This window comes from Mesorhizobium sp. M7A.F.Ca.CA.001.04.2.1, from assembly GCF_003998485.1.
GTDB classification, from domain to species: domain Bacteria; phylum Pseudomonadota; class Alphaproteobacteria; order Rhizobiales; family Rhizobiaceae; genus Mesorhizobium; species Mesorhizobium ciceri.
In genome coordinates this window covers 1-13,057 of sequence record NZ_RZQT01000027.1, presented here as the reverse complement: position 1 = coordinate 13,057, position 13,057 = coordinate 1, and the positions used below count along the sequence as shown (strand labels likewise).

The window sequence follows — 13,057 nt, the reverse complement described above, 5'->3', positions numbered from 1 at the left end:
CGGCGCGATGATGCCGGTGAGACACCGTTGCCTAAACCCGCGCCGGCCACTGCGGCATGTTTTGGGGATGCCGCGTTGCCAATCTAGTTGCCGACAGGCAACTGGCAACGAAGGCTCACGGTTTGGTAAGAACCGTACGTACATGCACGCAACTCCCTCGGTCGCGTTCAAGGCATGCTCGCGAAATCCTGAGTTGAATACAGTCCCTCGATAAAGTCCGGATTGGCAGGCCCTGTCCGTCGTTGGGGTGACGTCCGCAGGGTGGGTGCAGATTGGCTGGCCAGGTTCCGATATTGCCAGGCGGGCTGGCCTTCACCATCTTAGCTGGGATGGCGACACCCAAATCGAAAACACTCGACTCCGGCTCATCCGGGCTTCAGCACGATCTCTTTGGTGCTGCTGACGACCTGCCGGAAGGTTTCTTCTATCAGCCCGAGTTGATCACGGCGCAAGAAGAAACGGAACTCGCCCGGCATCTGGAAGGCCTGCCGTTCGAGGCGTTCGATTTCCATGGCCATCTGGCAAACCGGCGCGTCGTCGGTTTTGGCCTGCGTTACGACTACGACAGACGCCAGGTCGTCGAGGCGCCGCCGATCCCTGACTTCCTGCTGTCCCTGCGCGACAAGATCGCAGCGTTGGCAGGCCGGCCCGCCAACGCCTTCGCGCAAGTGTTGATCAACGAATACCGGCCCGGCGCCGGCATCGGCTGGCATCGAGACAAGCCTCATTTCGAAGACGTTGCGGGTGTTTCGTTGCTGGCGCCTTGCAGCTTCCGGCTCCGGCGGAAGAATGGCACCAAATGGGACCGCCGGACCATCGTCGTCGAACCAAGGTCGGCGTATCTCATGACCGGACCATCGCGCATGGAATGGGAGCACAGCATTCCGGCGGTTGACCTGCACCGCTACTCGATCACCTTGAGGACATTGCGCGTCAACTCCGCATGAGCATCGCGCGCCGAGCCGTTCTGTGCCATTGCCAGCGCCATCACGAGTTCTTGAACGCAAAACGGTTCCGGGAACCTCCCAACCACAAGTTGGTTTGGAGGACAGGTACAGCTTCAAAGGTGGAGAATGTCCATGGCCCGTGCCCGATCCGTGTTGGTGGCAGCCAGGCGTCCGTTCCATAAAACGCCGATGGCGGTCGCAAACGCATGTTTCGTCGGCACATTGCTGACCGACGTTGCCTATTGGCGAAGCGCTGAAATGATGTGGGCAGATTTTTCCGCCTGGCTGCTCCTTGCCGGCCTGGTTGTAGGCGTGCTCGCGGTCCTTGCAGCACTTGTCGATTTGTCTACCGGCCGACTTGCCCGTCAAGCCGGGCCTGCATGGCCATATCTCCTTGGCAGCCTCGTCGTGCTCGTCATATCGCTCTTCAACGCACTGGTGCACAGCCGTGATGCCTGGACCTCGGTCGTGCCGACGGGGCTCATCCTGTCCGCCGTCGCCGTGATCGTTATCCTCTTGCTGGGACTGCTGGGATGGAGTTCCGGCCACACTCAAGTGGAGGTGGTCGAATGAATGTCTCCGCCAGACATATCCGGCGTATCGCGAGCCTCGGTCTGCTGTTCGGATCGATTTTGGCGCTGCCCGCATGCAGCGATAACGAACCGGATCCCACCGATCAGGTCGGAGCAAACCCGACGCTGCCTGAACCTATTCAGTATCTGGTGCCGCCCATGCATGTCGCGTCGGTCGTCGGTTGGAAACAAGACGAGGAGCCGACCGTCGCCAAGGGTTTGCAAATCCAGGCCTTTGCCAAGGGCTTGAGGCATCCGCGCTCGCTTTACACATTGCCGAATGGTGACGTCCTGGTGGTCGAATCCGTGGCGCCGCCCGGTGCCGCGATCAAGCGGCCGAAAGACCTGATCATGGGCTGGATCGAGTCGATGGCGACCTCGGGCGGCGGCACCGAAGGAAGCAACCGTATCACCCTGCTGCGGGATACGAACGGCGATGGTCTGCCCGATGTCCAGGAGGTCTTCCTCGATCATCTCAATTCGCCCTTTGGCGTGGCCCTGGTCGGCAACGATCTCTACGTCGCCAACACCGACGCCATCGTGCGTTATCCCTACACGTCGGGCGACACCAAGATCACCGCGCCGGGCGCCGTGCTGACGCCATTGCCCGGCGGACCTATCGATCACCACTGGACAAAGTCTCTCGTGGCCAGCCCCGACGGGTCTCGGCTGTATGTCGGCATCGGATCCAACAGCAACATCACCGAGAACGGCATCCAGGCGGAAAAGGACCGGGCCGCCATCTGGGAAGTCGACAGGGCCACTGGCCGCTATCGTATTTTCGCGAGCGGCCTGCGCAATCCCAACGGGCTGAGTTGGGAGCCGCAGAGCGGCGCGCTGTGGGCTGTGATCAACGAGCGCGACGAGCTCGGTCCTAACCTGGTTCCCGACTACATGACCTCGGTCAAGGACGGCGCGTTCTATGGTTGGCCGTACAGCTACTATGGTCAGCATGTCGACCCGCGCGTGATGCCGCAGCGGCCGGACCTCGTCGCCAAGGCGATCCCTCCCGACTATGCCTTGAGTTCCCACGTCGCACCTCTGGGCTTGACGTTCTACACTGGAACCAATCTGCCGGAGCTCTATCGCAACGGCGCCTTTGTTGGCGAGCATGGTAGCTGGAACCGCAAGAGCTTCAACGGCTACAAGGTCGTTTTCGTGCCGTTCAAAGACGGTCATCCAGATGGCAAGCCGCAGGACGTCGTCACCGGTTTCCTCGGCAAGGACAACAAGGCGCACGGGCGGCCCGTCGGCGTTGCCGTCGACAAATCCGGCGCGCTGCTGATCGCCGACGATGTCGGGAACACGGTCTGGCGCGTAACTTCCACGAGCCAGTAGGCACCTGCATAACGCTGATCGCTTCACTATCTCGGTGCGAATTCCACCAGCGCCTTGACGAATTCTGCCGGTGCCTCGATCGGCAGGAATTCGCCGCAGTTGGCGATCATGTGACCTTGCAGGTTCTTTGCGCCAGACATCCTTAGACCTTCGAGGTAATCGTCGATCGATCCAAAATCCGCGTCGCCGCGGATATAAAGGATCGGAACTTCGATGCGCGCCGGGGCATTGGCCTCGGCATCCTGCTTGAACGCGCGATACCAATCAAAGCCGGCCTTAAGTGCCTCCGGCCTCGCATAGGCCTGCGTCAACGTCTCCCGCATTTCATTGGTCAATGCTTCGGGACGGCCGGCGAGCAGATCGAAGAAAAAATCGAAGTAGGCGCGTTGATGGCCCGTCACCAGCAACTCCGGCAACTCAGGCACCGCATGAAACGCAAAGTGCCAGATGCTCGGGTTTGCGACTACCTTCGTCCATGGATGAAGGCCGGGGATAACCGTATTCATCGGCACCGCGCCGACGATGCGACCGCCATGATGGCGAGCAGCAGCGAAGGCAATCATGCCGCCCACATCGAAGCCTGCAACGACGATGGATTTGGCCCCAAGCGCCTCGGCGGCTGAAATCACAATATCGGCAAGAACCTTCTTTTCCGCCGACGGCGGAGTGCCACGCGATTCACCGATCTCCGGAAGATCGAAAGCCAGCGTAAAGTATCGCGTGCCGAGTTCATCGAGCACACCATCATAGATTTTCCGGGAATGGGGCCAGCCGTGCAGAAGGATCAAGGCCGGTCGGCGCGGATCGCCGGCCGTGGATACCGCCAGCTGCATATCGCCTGCTTCGAGGGTCTGGACGAGCATCGTCTATCCATTTTCGGGAACTCAGAAGAAAACGAAGAGCGAACGAATAGGTTGCCGCACCAGTTCAGTCTGCGTCGCTCGCCGCTGTCCGTTCTCCAACGTCTGTGCTCAAGGACCAGCCCGCTTTCTGAGCCGGCTCGACCGTCACCAAGTAGGAGGAGGGGGCCATCCACCGGCCCTGTTGGTCCGCCTGCGGAACAAGCATTTAACCCTGGCGTTAGAATGCCGGGCGATCCCGCAACGGGCGAATGGGCAGTCGCGAAGTCGTCGCGGCGGTTTGCAATTAGGACAATGCAGGGAGATTCACATGCCGCTTACGGCCTTCGCACTCAATTGCTCGCTCAAAGCTTCGAACGACAGGGAAAAATCCTCCACCGATCGGTTGCTCGCCGATGTCCTGGCCGCGTTGATGCAATACGATGTGAAGGGCGAGATCGTGCGTGCGCTCAGCCACGATATCAAGCCCGGCGTGCTCTCCGACATGGGCGAGGGCGACGATTGGCCGAAACTCAGAAAGAAGATACTGGCGGCCGACATCTTCGTGCTCGGGCTTCCGATCTGGCTTGGCCAGCCCTCGAGTGTGGCCAAGCGCGTCCTGGAGCGGATGGATGCCTTTCTCGAGGAGACGGATGACAGAGGGCGAATGCCGGCAGCAGGAAAGGTGGCCCTGGTGGCCATCGTCGGTAATGAGGACGGTGCGCATCACTGCCACGCGGAATGCTTTCAGGCATTGAACGATGTCGGCTTCACCATCCCGGCCAATGGCGGGGTCTACTGGGTTGGCGAGGCGATGGAGGACGTCAACTATGTCGACCTGCCGGCAACTCCGGAAAAAGTCTCGGGTGCGATCGAAATGGCAGCCTCAAACGCCGCCCATCTCGCTGGATTGCTGAAAGACCGGGGCTACTCGGGCGTCTCGGGATGACCTTTGTTCGCCTAAACAACTTTGAGCGGCCAGACCTTGCAGCGTCGATGAGGTCTCAATCGGGAACAGGAAGGCTTGTAGCGAGTTCATATTCTCATCAGCCGGCGACCGCCGCTCCGTCTACACGGCGCGAAGCCGCAAACAGGAGAGCAAGTCATGGGTCTCGGCACAATTCTTATCATCATTCTGATTATCGCATTGCTTGGCGGCTTTAGTGGACTTGGCGGCGGGCCATTCTACGGCACCGGCTATTACGGGGGCGGCGGCCTCGGTCTTCTGCTGCTTATAGTCATAATCCTGGTTGTGCTCGGCCGTCTCTAGCCGAGTCCGCCATGCGGTGGCAGGATTGTATCACCTGCCGCTTGCGGTTCTCTCCGGAGTTGCTTTGAATCCATAGCAGTCCGGCAATGACGGTCCGCCCTCTGGAGGGCGGACCACTCGTCGGACATATCAGGTCAAAATCAGCACGATCTTGAACGTATCCGGATCAACGATGACGATCCGACCGTCCGCAAGCACGAAATACTCGTAGCTTTCGTAAGCGGGAACGATCTTGACGATACGAGCCGGCAGCCGATGCAGCCTGACCTTGTGCCGCGGAACTTCGACGCCGACGCTGATGTCAAAATTGACATTGGACACAGGCTCGACCTTCGTCTCCCGGATAATCTGAGTGACTTGGGTTTTCTGCTCCACCGTCACGTTGTTGATGGAACCGGTCGACGTCGTATCCTGTGTCGAGGCCTTGCCCTGGGCCTGCTGGTCGGTGGTGGTGCCGGCCTTGCCCTGAGCCTGCTCGTCGGTCTTCATCTTGGTCTTGCCCTGGGCCTGCTGGTCGGTGGTGGTGCCGGCCTTGCCCTGAGCCTGCTCGTCAGTCTTCAGCTTGGCTTTGCCCTGGGCCTGCTGGTCGGTGGTGCTGGCCTTGCCCTGAGCCTGCTCATCGGTCTTCAGCTTGGCCTTGCCCTGGGCCTGCTGGTCGGTGGTGGTGCCGGCCTTGCCCTGAGCCTGCTCGTCGGTCTTCAGCTTGGCTTTGCCCTGGGCCTGCTCGCCCATCTTGGAGCCGTTCTGGCAGTCAGCCTGCCCGGAAGCGCAGTTGGCGTCTGCGCCAGATTGGCTTTCGGTCTGTTGTGTCTGAGCCACCGCCGTTCCACAGCCGAGCCCGATGGCCAGCATGCTGGTAATGAGAACACGTTTCATGGGAAATCTCCCTGGGTAAGGTTCGTCCCTTCACTGGGTAGAACCAGCACCCAAAAAAAATGTTCCGAGATAGATGCGTGAGTGCTAAAAAACGACCCCGCTTGAGATCATACGATCGCGGGCGGAAGCCGCCGTTAAAGCGACCTTTTCAACCTTGGCGATTGCCCTAGCTGTCTCCTGAGAGGAGACCGACATGGCAATCTATAGTCTGAGAGTGGTCAGCTTCATTTTCGTTGCACTGGCTTTCGTTCCGGCCGCCGCGCATTTCTTCGCCATGTTCAACAAGATGAAGCTCGACGGGCCAAACTATCTGGCTGCGCAGCGCGCCTATGATGGATGGAACCTGTTCGGCATCGTGGTGCTGGGAGCATTGCTCTCCACGGCCGCCCTGGCGATCCTGCTCTACCGAGCGAGTGCATCTTTCGGCTTGGTTGTTGTCGCCTTTCTAAGCATCGGCGCCACGCAGTTTGCCTTCTGGACGCTGACCTATCCAATCAATCAGGCGACCCGGAACTGGACTGTCCTCCCTGAAAACTGGGAGCTGCTGCGGCGCCAATGGGAGTATTCGCATGCCATCGCCGCAGGCCTCAACGCCTTGGCGTTGCTGGTGCTTTTCATATCGGCGCTTCGCCCTGCGGTGCGTTGAACGACCACGTCGTCACCAGCACGGCCAGCGGGCAGGAACCGCCATGAAGCGGAATCATTGAAACGCCAGATGTTCCAGCGCGGCAGGAAAAATGAAACGGTACTACTTTGATCTTCAAAACGGTGACGGCGCGGTACCCGACGATGACGGGCAGCTGTTCGAATCCCGGGAACAAGCCAGAGCGGAAGCAATTCGTATTTTGCAGGATGTCGCCCAAGACGAAATGCCCGACTGCGATTTCGTCAAGATAACCGTCAAGGTACGCGATGAGATCGGTGGGCAGATGTTTGAGGCGTCGCTTGTTCTGACCTCCGGATGGAGCGTTTGACGTCGCAGTGCTAGCGGCGATACCGCACCGGGATTTGCACGACATTCTCCGATCCAGGCAGATCAAAGGCCATGGCCAGCTGACGTACGGAGGCCATCTCCACGATCAGTTCTTCAATCGAAAGGTCTGGCAGGCCGGTCTTCACCCTCTGCCTCACCCTGGCCGCAAGTTCATGAACCCGCACCGGGACGAAAAGCGGGCTGTCGTCCAGCAGCTTGCTGATTTCGATGACCACATCGGCGTCGATGTCTTTCGGCAATTCCCGCATGAGCGTCACCTCCAATCGAAGCAACAGCCCGCCATGTCGATGCGACGGGCGATCCGGCTTTGAGCGCCGGGCAGTGGGATCGGAGAGGGACGTGCTCGGCGCTGGCCGATATCCTGATTCATAAAACTGCGAGCATAGGTGTGTCACGAAAAAATATCGGTACGAAATTTACCAAGCCGGTCATCCCATGCAATCCACAAGGGCCTTCCCGAAATCCGGCAGCGGCTGTTGCCGACAGAGGAGGAACAAAAAATATGGCCCGGAATTGAGACTGACGAATTGGAGGATCTAGCCATGGACAGCAGGGAAGAAAAGATCAAACGACGGGCCTATGAAATCTGGGAACAAGAGGGCCGGCCGGTAGGCCGCGAGCAGGAGCACTGGGATCGGGCCGTGCAGGAGATCGAAGCTGAGGGTTCGGAGACTGAACGTGGCCCGGTTCTGCCTGACCCGACAGTTGCGGCCGATTCCAATAGCTCGAAGCGTTGATCGGCAATCCCATGGCGTCTTGAGGACCCCGGTCGGGCAACCAAATTGGCGGAACCTCGTTTGCCGGGCATCAACCAGAGGAGGTTTCGATGAAGAGGTTCTTTTCATTCCTGGTCTTGGCCGCTGCCCTTGCGCTCGGCGCCTGCGACAACAACACCGAGCCGATGAAAGCCACCAGCAACAAGAACCCACAGGTTGATCAGGCCGCCAGACCAGGCCCCACGACTGGCGGCGACCAGCCAGCTACGGGGCCTCAGAGCAAATGAACTCCGTCTCACATTGCGACACACCTCTGCTGCGCGTCGCCTATCTCGATGGTGGACCGCAGGACGGCGCCCCGGTTGTCCTGCTGCATGGCTGGCCCGACGACGCGACGACATACGCTCGTATTTCGCCGGTCCTTCATGAAGCTGGCTTCCGGACGTTTTCCCCTTGGTTGCGAGGCTTTGGGCCGACATCGTTCCTGTCGAAAGAAACCATGCGCTCGGGCGAGATTGCCGCGATGGCGCAGGATGTGCTGGATTTTGCAGATGCGCTTGGCATCAGCCGCTTTGCAGTTGTCGGACATGATTGGGGCGCTCGGATATCCTATCTGCTCGCGTCGGTTTTTCCGGACCGCATCAAGTGCTGCGCTGCGCTGTCCCTCGGCTGGCAACCAGGCAAACCAGCAACGCCGACGCCCGAACAGGCGAAAGCATTTTGGTATCAATGGTTCATGGCGACCGCACGGGGCGCCGAGTTCGTACGAAAGAACGGCAAGGAATTCGCCAGGTATCAGTGGGACAGCTGGGGTCCATCAGGCTGGTTCGACGACGCCATTTTCGATGGCGTTGCGAGCTCGTTCGAAAATCCTGACTGGGCGGATGTGACGTTGCATTCCTATCGGGCCCGGTGGGAAGAGGCCGAGCCCGATCCGCGTTATGCCGAACTCGCCCGCCGGCAAGCAACGGTCAAGATCATCACGGTGCCGATCTTGACGCTTCACGGTGGTGACGACCGCGTTGTGTTTGCCCAGTCTTCAGAGGGGCTCGAAGGGCATTTCACCGCGTTCTACAGGCGGGTGGTGCTGGATGGCATCGGACACTTCCCGACGCGTGAGGCTTCTGATCAGGTTTCGCGAATGTTGGCTGCGTTTCTCGATAGCCATGGCACGCGCTGAAGGAGGGGCGCCATCGACCCCATAGTAAAGACCGGAACCTGACGCATCGCCGCGCATTTCGTCTCCATGCATGACGAGCCGAAATGCGGTCTCGCAATCAATCGGCAGCCAGGGAGAATTTGGATGCAAGCTTCAGGCGCAATCTCAAGACACCATGCTGGCCAGTTGGCCATAGAACCGTTTGCGGGCACGGTGACGGTACGATTTTCCGACGCCATAGTCGCTGCCACGGAACGGGCGAAAGTGCTTCAGGAAGAAGGACATGAGCCCGTGTTCTATATCCCTTTCGAAGACATCTATTTTGACCTTTTCGAAAAAACGAACACCACCAGCCGCTCCCCTTTGAAAGGTACCGCGAGCTACTGGCGCGTCCATGCCGTGGGCAGCTCGGCTGACGATTTCATGTGGGCGTACGAGACGCCTGAAACCGCGGCGCGGGCCATTGCACGTCATGGTGCATTCGATCCGGAAAAGGCGCGCATCGATGTCGAGCCCGCGGAGGACAGAAGGCATACGCCCCACGTCACGGAGTAGATTGCCCGTTCTCATCGGCGCGAGCTGAAATTCAAGGCAGCTGCTAACCGCGTGGAAACTCTTCATCAAGGATGCGTAGTGCCTCCTCGTATCTGACGGTTGATGCCCCAGCCTGTCGTGCCTGCCAGATATTGTCCGCCAGATCCGCGCGCTTCACCGGCAGCGCCAATGGATTCGATGCCGCTCGTCGCACGAACGCGAAGTAATCCTCGCCGTCCCTGCGCGACATGGCGTCGACGGCCGACGTGATCGTCGGGCCAAAACCGGCCTCTTCCAACCTGGTCCGGTCCCAGCCTTCGCCCTTTTCCAGGACGTCATGGAGATAGGCGACGACCTTCTGATCCTTGGTTTCGACCGCGTCAACGACACGGCGACAGTGCTCGATATAAGGTCGCCCGGTCTTGTCGCGCTGTGCCTGGTGGACCTCTTCGGCAATCTTGGCCGCCCGGTAAAACATGCTCATCAGGCTTCCCCTTCAGACATGGTTTCACCATCGCTCCTCGGTGTCGTGGTGCGGCAGGTCCATTCCGCAGCAAACCCAGCCAAGTCGCTGCCTCGATCCATAATTGTAGCGCGGCTCCAGGCGAGCCGGATCGTCGAACGTTCCGACATGAAGCGCGATCTCTCCCGGCGATGCGTCATAGGCGAGGCTGAGCGGCGATCCGCAGGCGGAGCAAAACCCCCTGCAGGCAATCGGCGAAGACCTGCGATAGGTCGGCGTCGCATCGACCCAGGTCACGCTTTGGGAAGGTACCCAGGCCAGAACCGCGAACGCACTGCCGGTCGCTCGCCGGCACATATCACAATGGCAGTAATGCACTCTCGGTTCGCTTCCAACGCGGAAGCGGATCGTGCCGCAGAGACATCCTCCGCTCAGTTCCATTTTGGCGCCCCGGTTGACTTGCGGCTCCAACGCCTCTCGCGCGGTCTCATGCGAGCACCTCCATTCATCACAGCGAAAACGCCGGTCATTTGCGTCGGTTCCTGTTGGCTATCTCAGGAACCAGTGCTTGCGCGCGGCGTTGCGTGTCTTTGCTGGCAAAATGAGGAGTCAGGGAATGCTTGGCCGGTCGGAGACGCACTGATGTCGATGCCGGGGCTGGCATACGGTCCCTTGGGCGATCGATGCATGCATGTCTGCGTGGATATGCAGCGGCTGTTTGCCGAGCCGTCTCAATGGGCAACACCCTGGATCACCCGGGTTCTCCCGCAGATCGAGACGCTGGTCGAAAGACGCGCGCCGCAGACGGTCTTTACACGCTTCATGCCAGCCAAGAAGCCGGGGCAGGGCGTCGGCACATGGAAGCGCTATTATGAGCGCTGGGCTTCACAGACGATCGAGACGATCGGGCCTGAAATGACCGAACTGTTGCCGTCTTTAGCCGGCTACTGCCCGCCAGCGGCGATCATCGACAAGCACATCTACTCGCCCTGGTTCGAAGGGCGCCTCAGAGCCTTCCTGGTGGAGCGCGGCATCGATACGCTCGTCATCACCGGTGGCGAAACGGATGTTTGCGTTCTGGCCACGGTGCTCGGAGCCATCGATTTCGGCTATCGCGTGGTTCTCGTGACGGACGCGCTATGCAGTTCTTCCGATGCAACCCACGACGCACTGCTGACCGTTTACCACCAACGTTTCGCGCAGCAGGTCGAGACGGTTGAGATGGAAACGGTTCTCTCGAACTGGACTTGACGTTCGCTAACTCGGCTCGGCGGAAAGTGTCCATGCTTCCTTGCGCGGTTTGGCTGCCTATCTGTTAAGAGAATAACGGACACCAGAACGGATAGCAGACGTGACGCAACGATCGGGAAGTGCTGATCTTCCACTCCATGGCGGGCGCGTGCCAAAATGGCTCGGCGACCGCATGACGCGTCTTGGCGCCGTGACGTGCGAAGCGATCATTCATCACTATGGTCGAGACGAACTGCTGCGACGGCTGGCGCATCCGTTCTGGTTCCAGTCCTTTGGTGCTGTCATGGGCATGGATTGGCATTCGTCGGGGATCACGACCAGCGTCGTGGGCGCTTTGAAGCGTGGCCTCACGCCGCTTTCCGGCGAGCTCGGCATTCATGTCTGCGGTGGTCGCGGCGCGCATTCGCGAAAAACCCCGCATGAACTCGAAGCCATCGGCCAACGCGTCGGCTTTGATGGAGCGGGCCTGGCCACCGTCAGCCGCCTTGTCGCCAAGGTCGACAGCGCCGCAGTCCAGGACGGTTTCGATCTTTACCTGCATGGTTTCATCGTCACCGATGACGGTCGCTGGGTCGTGGTGCAGCAAGGCATGAACGGTGACAGCAAGGTGGCGCGCCGCTACCATTGGCTCTCCGAGGGGCTCAAGAGTTTTGTCGACCAGCCGCATGCCGCCATCGAGGGCATCAATCAAGGCGAGATCGTCAACCTGACCGACAGGCGCGCCGACGCGTCGCGCCAAGGGCAACTGAACCTTTTGCAGGAGCTCGGACCCGATCGCATCCTGGGCGAGCTTGCGGCATTGGAGCGTTGCGCGGAGCCGAGGCGCCGGCAGGAACCGGAGCAGCCGCTGCTGCCGCATTTGGTCATGCCGGCCCATCATGACGTTCGCGAAAGCGATGTCGTCATGCATCGTCTTCACGGCAATATCGCCGCCGCCGCGGACCGCGGTCCCACCGATTTCGCCGAGCTCCTTCTGGTCCCCGGCGTCGGCGCGCGCACGGTGCGCGCGCTGGCCCTCGTTGCCGAGGTGGTGCATGGCGCGCCTTGCCGCTTTTCCGATCCCGGCCGCTTCTCGCTGGCGCATGGCGGCAAGGACAGGCATCCATTTCCAGTGCCGCTGAAGGTCTATGATGAGACGATCGGGGTTCTGAAGTCGGCCGTGCAAAAGGCAAAGCTCGGTCGCGATGAGGAAATCGGTGCCTTGAGGCGGCTCGACGATCAGTCGCGGCAAGTCGAACGATACGCAACCGGCCCCAGCCTGAAGGAAATTGTCGCGGGAGAATTCGACCAGTCGCATCTGCTTGGCGGGCGCAGCGTGTTCGGGTGGGAAGCGGCGCCGGACACAGCACCTGCTGAGCGGAGCAAGAAGGCCTGAGAACGAGCCAGAGCGGCTGGAGATCAATCGTCCAGATCGATGAGCGCGACACCGAGATCCGGGCGCTTGCTGCGGCGCAGATGGCCGGGCGCTTCCACCAGGGTGATTTCGAGCGTTGGTCGAACGATGCCGTCAAGCAGATGTCCACCCCGGGTGGTGCCATCGCTCAATCCCAGCACCGCATGGACGTGCAGGCTGGGCTTATCGTCATCACCCAGTGCGACATCGCCGATCGCGCTCAGAACCTCGCACTGTTCGTCGATAGGGATTTTGCGGTAGGTCTTCGCGTCCGGATCAAACCAGCCCACGGTGGCTTTTTCGAAAGCCCCTATGGCGGTCAGGGACGCGCTGCCGATCTTCTGGTCGACCGCGAAGGCGGTCAGTGCCGCGAACGCTTCTTCGCGCGGGTCGAGCACCAGGACAAATGTCCTTTGTCCGCCGATCTCATTGACGAGCTGCGATTTCATCCCTGTCCTTCCATCGTTCGGCCCCATTGAGCGCCGCCGTCAGATCAGTGGGCACGGTGTTCCGCATTGCGCTTGCGGGTCGCTGCAGCTTTCTTTGCCGATTCCGATCGGCTTGCGGCAGATCGTGATGCCGATGCCTTGCCGCCGCTTTTGCCGCCTTTGTGCGCCGCCGGATGGCCCGTGTGTTTGCCGCGGCCCGAACCGCCTTCCTTCTTGCCGCCGCCATCGTCCTTGTTGACGGTTGCCCATGCGCGCC

Annotated in this window: 19 protein-coding genes; 12 read left to right on the top strand and 7 right to left on the bottom strand. The window is 60.3% G+C overall.

The annotated features are described in order from the left end of the window. Positions 1–329: 329 nt before the first annotated feature. The 3 genes from EN955_RS11270 to EN955_RS11260 all read left to right on the top strand — a co-directional run bounded on the left by EN955_RS11270 (position 330) and on the right by EN955_RS11260 (position 2,857). Complete coding sequence (locus EN955_RS11270; RefSeq protein ID WP_024505220.1) at positions 330–947, top strand: alpha-ketoglutarate-dependent dioxygenase AlkB; 618 nt, start codon at positions 330–332, stop codon at positions 945–947. 132 nt (positions 948–1,079) lie between these two features. Then, positions 1,080–1,520 (top strand): DUF2231 domain-containing protein, encoded by a 441-nt coding sequence (locus EN955_RS11265; protein WP_050580528.1) that lies wholly within the window; start codon positions 1,080–1,082, stop codon positions 1,518–1,520. Continuing rightward, complete coding sequence (locus EN955_RS11260) at positions 1,517–2,857, top strand: sorbosone dehydrogenase family protein (protein ID WP_024505222.1); 1,341 nt, start codon at positions 1,517–1,519, stop codon at positions 2,855–2,857. Before EN955_RS11265 ends, EN955_RS11260 begins: the two co-directional genes overlap by 4 nt. Positions 2,858–2,883: 26 nt before the next feature. Here EN955_RS11260 and EN955_RS11255 read toward each other — a convergent pair whose 3' ends face one another. Continuing rightward, positions 2,884–3,720, bottom strand: coding sequence for an alpha/beta hydrolase (locus tag EN955_RS11255; RefSeq protein WP_024505223.1), 837 nt, complete (start codon positions 3,718–3,720; stop codon positions 2,884–2,886). Between the two features lie 307 nt (positions 3,721–4,027). Between EN955_RS11255 and EN955_RS11250 the strand changes: the two genes are divergently transcribed. Then, a complete protein-coding gene (locus tag EN955_RS11250; RefSeq protein WP_024505224.1) occupies positions 4,028–4,645 on the top strand; it encodes an NAD(P)H-dependent oxidoreductase in 618 nt (205 codons plus the stop codon). 156 nt (positions 4,646–4,801) lie between these two features. Next, on the top strand, positions 4,802–4,966 hold the full coding sequence (locus tag EN955_RS11245) for a DUF3309 family protein (protein WP_013531546.1): 165 nt from the start codon (positions 4,802–4,804) through the stop codon (positions 4,964–4,966). Positions 4,967–5,095: 129 nt separating this feature from the next. On the opposite strand, the gene EN955_RS11240 is transcribed toward EN955_RS11245, so the two are convergent. After that, positions 5,096–5,842, bottom strand: a complete 747-nt coding sequence (locus tag EN955_RS11240) for a DUF1236 domain-containing protein (protein ID WP_127223418.1) — start codon at positions 5,840–5,842, stop codon at positions 5,096–5,098. Positions 5,843–6,035: 193 nt separating this feature from the next. Between EN955_RS11240 and EN955_RS11235 the strand changes: the two genes are divergently transcribed. Together EN955_RS11235 and EN955_RS11230 are read left to right on the top strand one after the other, a co-directional pair. Beyond that, on the top strand, positions 6,036–6,488 hold the full coding sequence (locus tag EN955_RS11235; protein ID WP_024505535.1) for a hypothetical protein: 453 nt from the start codon (positions 6,036–6,038) through the stop codon (positions 6,486–6,488). 91 nt (positions 6,489–6,579) lie between these two features. Further along, the gene (locus tag EN955_RS11230; RefSeq protein ID WP_024505534.1) at positions 6,580–6,816 is read left to right on the top strand and encodes a hypothetical protein; all 237 of its coding nucleotides are present in this window, start codon (positions 6,580–6,582) and stop codon (positions 6,814–6,816) included. A gap of 10 nt (positions 6,817–6,826) precedes the next feature. Here the strand turns inward: EN955_RS11230 and EN955_RS11225 are convergent, their stop codons facing one another. Beyond that, positions 6,827–7,084, bottom strand: coding sequence for a hypothetical protein (locus EN955_RS11225; protein ID WP_013531550.1), 258 nt, complete (start codon positions 7,082–7,084; stop codon positions 6,827–6,829). A gap of 294 nt (positions 7,085–7,378) precedes the next feature. Here EN955_RS11225 and EN955_RS11220 point away from each other — a divergent pair, with 294 nt between their 5' ends. From EN955_RS11220 to EN955_RS11205, 3 genes are all read left to right on the top strand, one after another. Beyond that, complete coding sequence (locus EN955_RS11220; protein WP_013531551.1) at positions 7,379–7,573, top strand: DUF2934 domain-containing protein; 195 nt, start codon at positions 7,379–7,381, stop codon at positions 7,571–7,573. 262 nt (positions 7,574–7,835) lie between these two features. Beyond that, a complete protein-coding gene (locus EN955_RS11210) occupies positions 7,836–8,732 on the top strand; it encodes an alpha/beta hydrolase (protein WP_024505533.1) in 897 nt (298 codons plus the stop codon). Positions 8,733–8,855: 123 nt separating this feature from the next. Beyond that, positions 8,856–9,266, top strand: coding sequence for a DUF427 domain-containing protein (locus tag EN955_RS11205; protein WP_013531554.1), 411 nt, complete (start codon positions 8,856–8,858; stop codon positions 9,264–9,266). Positions 9,267–9,309: 43 nt separating this feature from the next. Here the strand turns inward: EN955_RS11205 and EN955_RS11200 are convergent, their stop codons facing one another. Further along, on the bottom strand, positions 9,310–9,729 hold the full coding sequence (locus EN955_RS11200) for an HD domain-containing protein (protein WP_024505532.1): 420 nt from the start codon (positions 9,727–9,729) through the stop codon (positions 9,310–9,312). Between the two features lie 24 nt (positions 9,730–9,753). Next, entirely contained in the window at positions 9,754–10,149 is a 396-nt protein-coding gene (locus EN955_RS11195) for a GFA family protein (protein WP_032899744.1), read from the bottom strand. 201 nt (positions 10,150–10,350) lie between these two features. On the opposite strand from EN955_RS11195, the gene EN955_RS11190 reads away from it, so the two are divergent. Then, a complete protein-coding gene (locus EN955_RS11190) occupies positions 10,351–10,959 on the top strand; it encodes a cysteine hydrolase (RefSeq protein WP_024505530.1) in 609 nt (202 codons plus the stop codon). A gap of 100 nt (positions 10,960–11,059) precedes the next feature. Then, a complete protein-coding gene (locus EN955_RS11185) occupies positions 11,060–12,334 on the top strand; it encodes a DUF763 domain-containing protein (protein WP_024505529.1) in 1,275 nt (424 codons plus the stop codon). Between the two features lie 23 nt (positions 12,335–12,357). On the opposite strand, the gene EN955_RS11180 is transcribed toward EN955_RS11185, so the two are convergent. Then, a complete protein-coding gene (locus EN955_RS11180; protein ID WP_024505528.1) occupies positions 12,358–12,801 on the bottom strand; it encodes a PPC domain-containing DNA-binding protein in 444 nt (147 codons plus the stop codon). A gap of 44 nt (positions 12,802–12,845) precedes the next feature. Then, on the bottom strand, positions 12,846–13,057 hold a 212-nt coding region (locus EN955_RS11175; protein WP_127223417.1), incomplete at its 5' end, for a plasmid stabilization protein.

What these genes read in the sequence shown, in the direction of transcription:
- EN955_RS11245 (WP_013531546.1), top strand. Translation starts at nt 4,802, where the DNA reads ATGGGTCTCGGCACAATTCTTATCATCATTCTGATTATCGCATTGCTT.
- EN955_RS11270 (WP_024505220.1), top strand. Translation starts at nt 330, where the DNA reads ATGGCGACACCCAAATCGAAAACACTCGACTCCGGCTCATCCGGGCTT.
- EN955_RS11220 (WP_013531551.1), top strand. Translation starts at nt 7,379, where the DNA reads ATGGACAGCAGGGAAGAAAAGATCAAACGACGGGCCTATGAAATCTGG.
- EN955_RS11190 (WP_024505530.1), top strand. Translation starts at nt 10,351, where the DNA reads ATGTCGATGCCGGGGCTGGCATACGGTCCCTTGGGCGATCGATGCATG.
- EN955_RS11200 (WP_024505532.1), bottom strand. Translation starts at nt 9,729, where the DNA reads ATGAGCATGTTTTACCGGGCGGCCAAGATTGCCGAAGAGGTCCACCAG.
- EN955_RS11210 (WP_024505533.1), top strand. Translation starts at nt 7,836, where the DNA reads ATGAACTCCGTCTCACATTGCGACACACCTCTGCTGCGCGTCGCCTAT.
- EN955_RS11235 (WP_024505535.1), top strand. Translation starts at nt 6,036, where the DNA reads ATGGCAATCTATAGTCTGAGAGTGGTCAGCTTCATTTTCGTTGCACTG.
- EN955_RS11225 (WP_013531550.1), bottom strand. Translation starts at nt 7,084, where the DNA reads ATGCGGGAATTGCCGAAAGACATCGACGCCGATGTGGTCATCGAAATC.
- EN955_RS11180 (WP_024505528.1), bottom strand. Translation starts at nt 12,801, where the DNA reads ATGAAATCGCAGCTCGTCAATGAGATCGGCGGACAAAGGACATTTGTC.
- EN955_RS11230 (WP_024505534.1), top strand. Translation starts at nt 6,580, where the DNA reads ATGAAACGGTACTACTTTGATCTTCAAAACGGTGACGGCGCGGTACCC.
- EN955_RS11255 (WP_024505223.1), bottom strand. Translation starts at nt 3,720, where the DNA reads ATGCTCGTCCAGACCCTCGAAGCAGGCGATATGCAGCTGGCGGTATCC.
- EN955_RS11205 (WP_013531554.1), top strand. Translation starts at nt 8,856, where the DNA reads ATGCAAGCTTCAGGCGCAATCTCAAGACACCATGCTGGCCAGTTGGCC.
- EN955_RS11240 (WP_127223418.1), bottom strand. Translation starts at nt 5,842, where the DNA reads ATGAAACGTGTTCTCATTACCAGCATGCTGGCCATCGGGCTCGGCTGT.
- EN955_RS11250 (WP_024505224.1), top strand. Translation starts at nt 4,028, where the DNA reads ATGCCGCTTACGGCCTTCGCACTCAATTGCTCGCTCAAAGCTTCGAAC.
- EN955_RS11265 (WP_050580528.1), top strand. Translation starts at nt 1,080, where the DNA reads ATGGCCCGTGCCCGATCCGTGTTGGTGGCAGCCAGGCGTCCGTTCCAT.
- EN955_RS11195 (WP_032899744.1), bottom strand. Translation starts at nt 10,149, where the DNA reads ATGGAACTGAGCGGAGGATGTCTCTGCGGCACGATCCGCTTCCGCGTT.
- EN955_RS11260 (WP_024505222.1), top strand. Translation starts at nt 1,517, where the DNA reads ATGAATGTCTCCGCCAGACATATCCGGCGTATCGCGAGCCTCGGTCTG.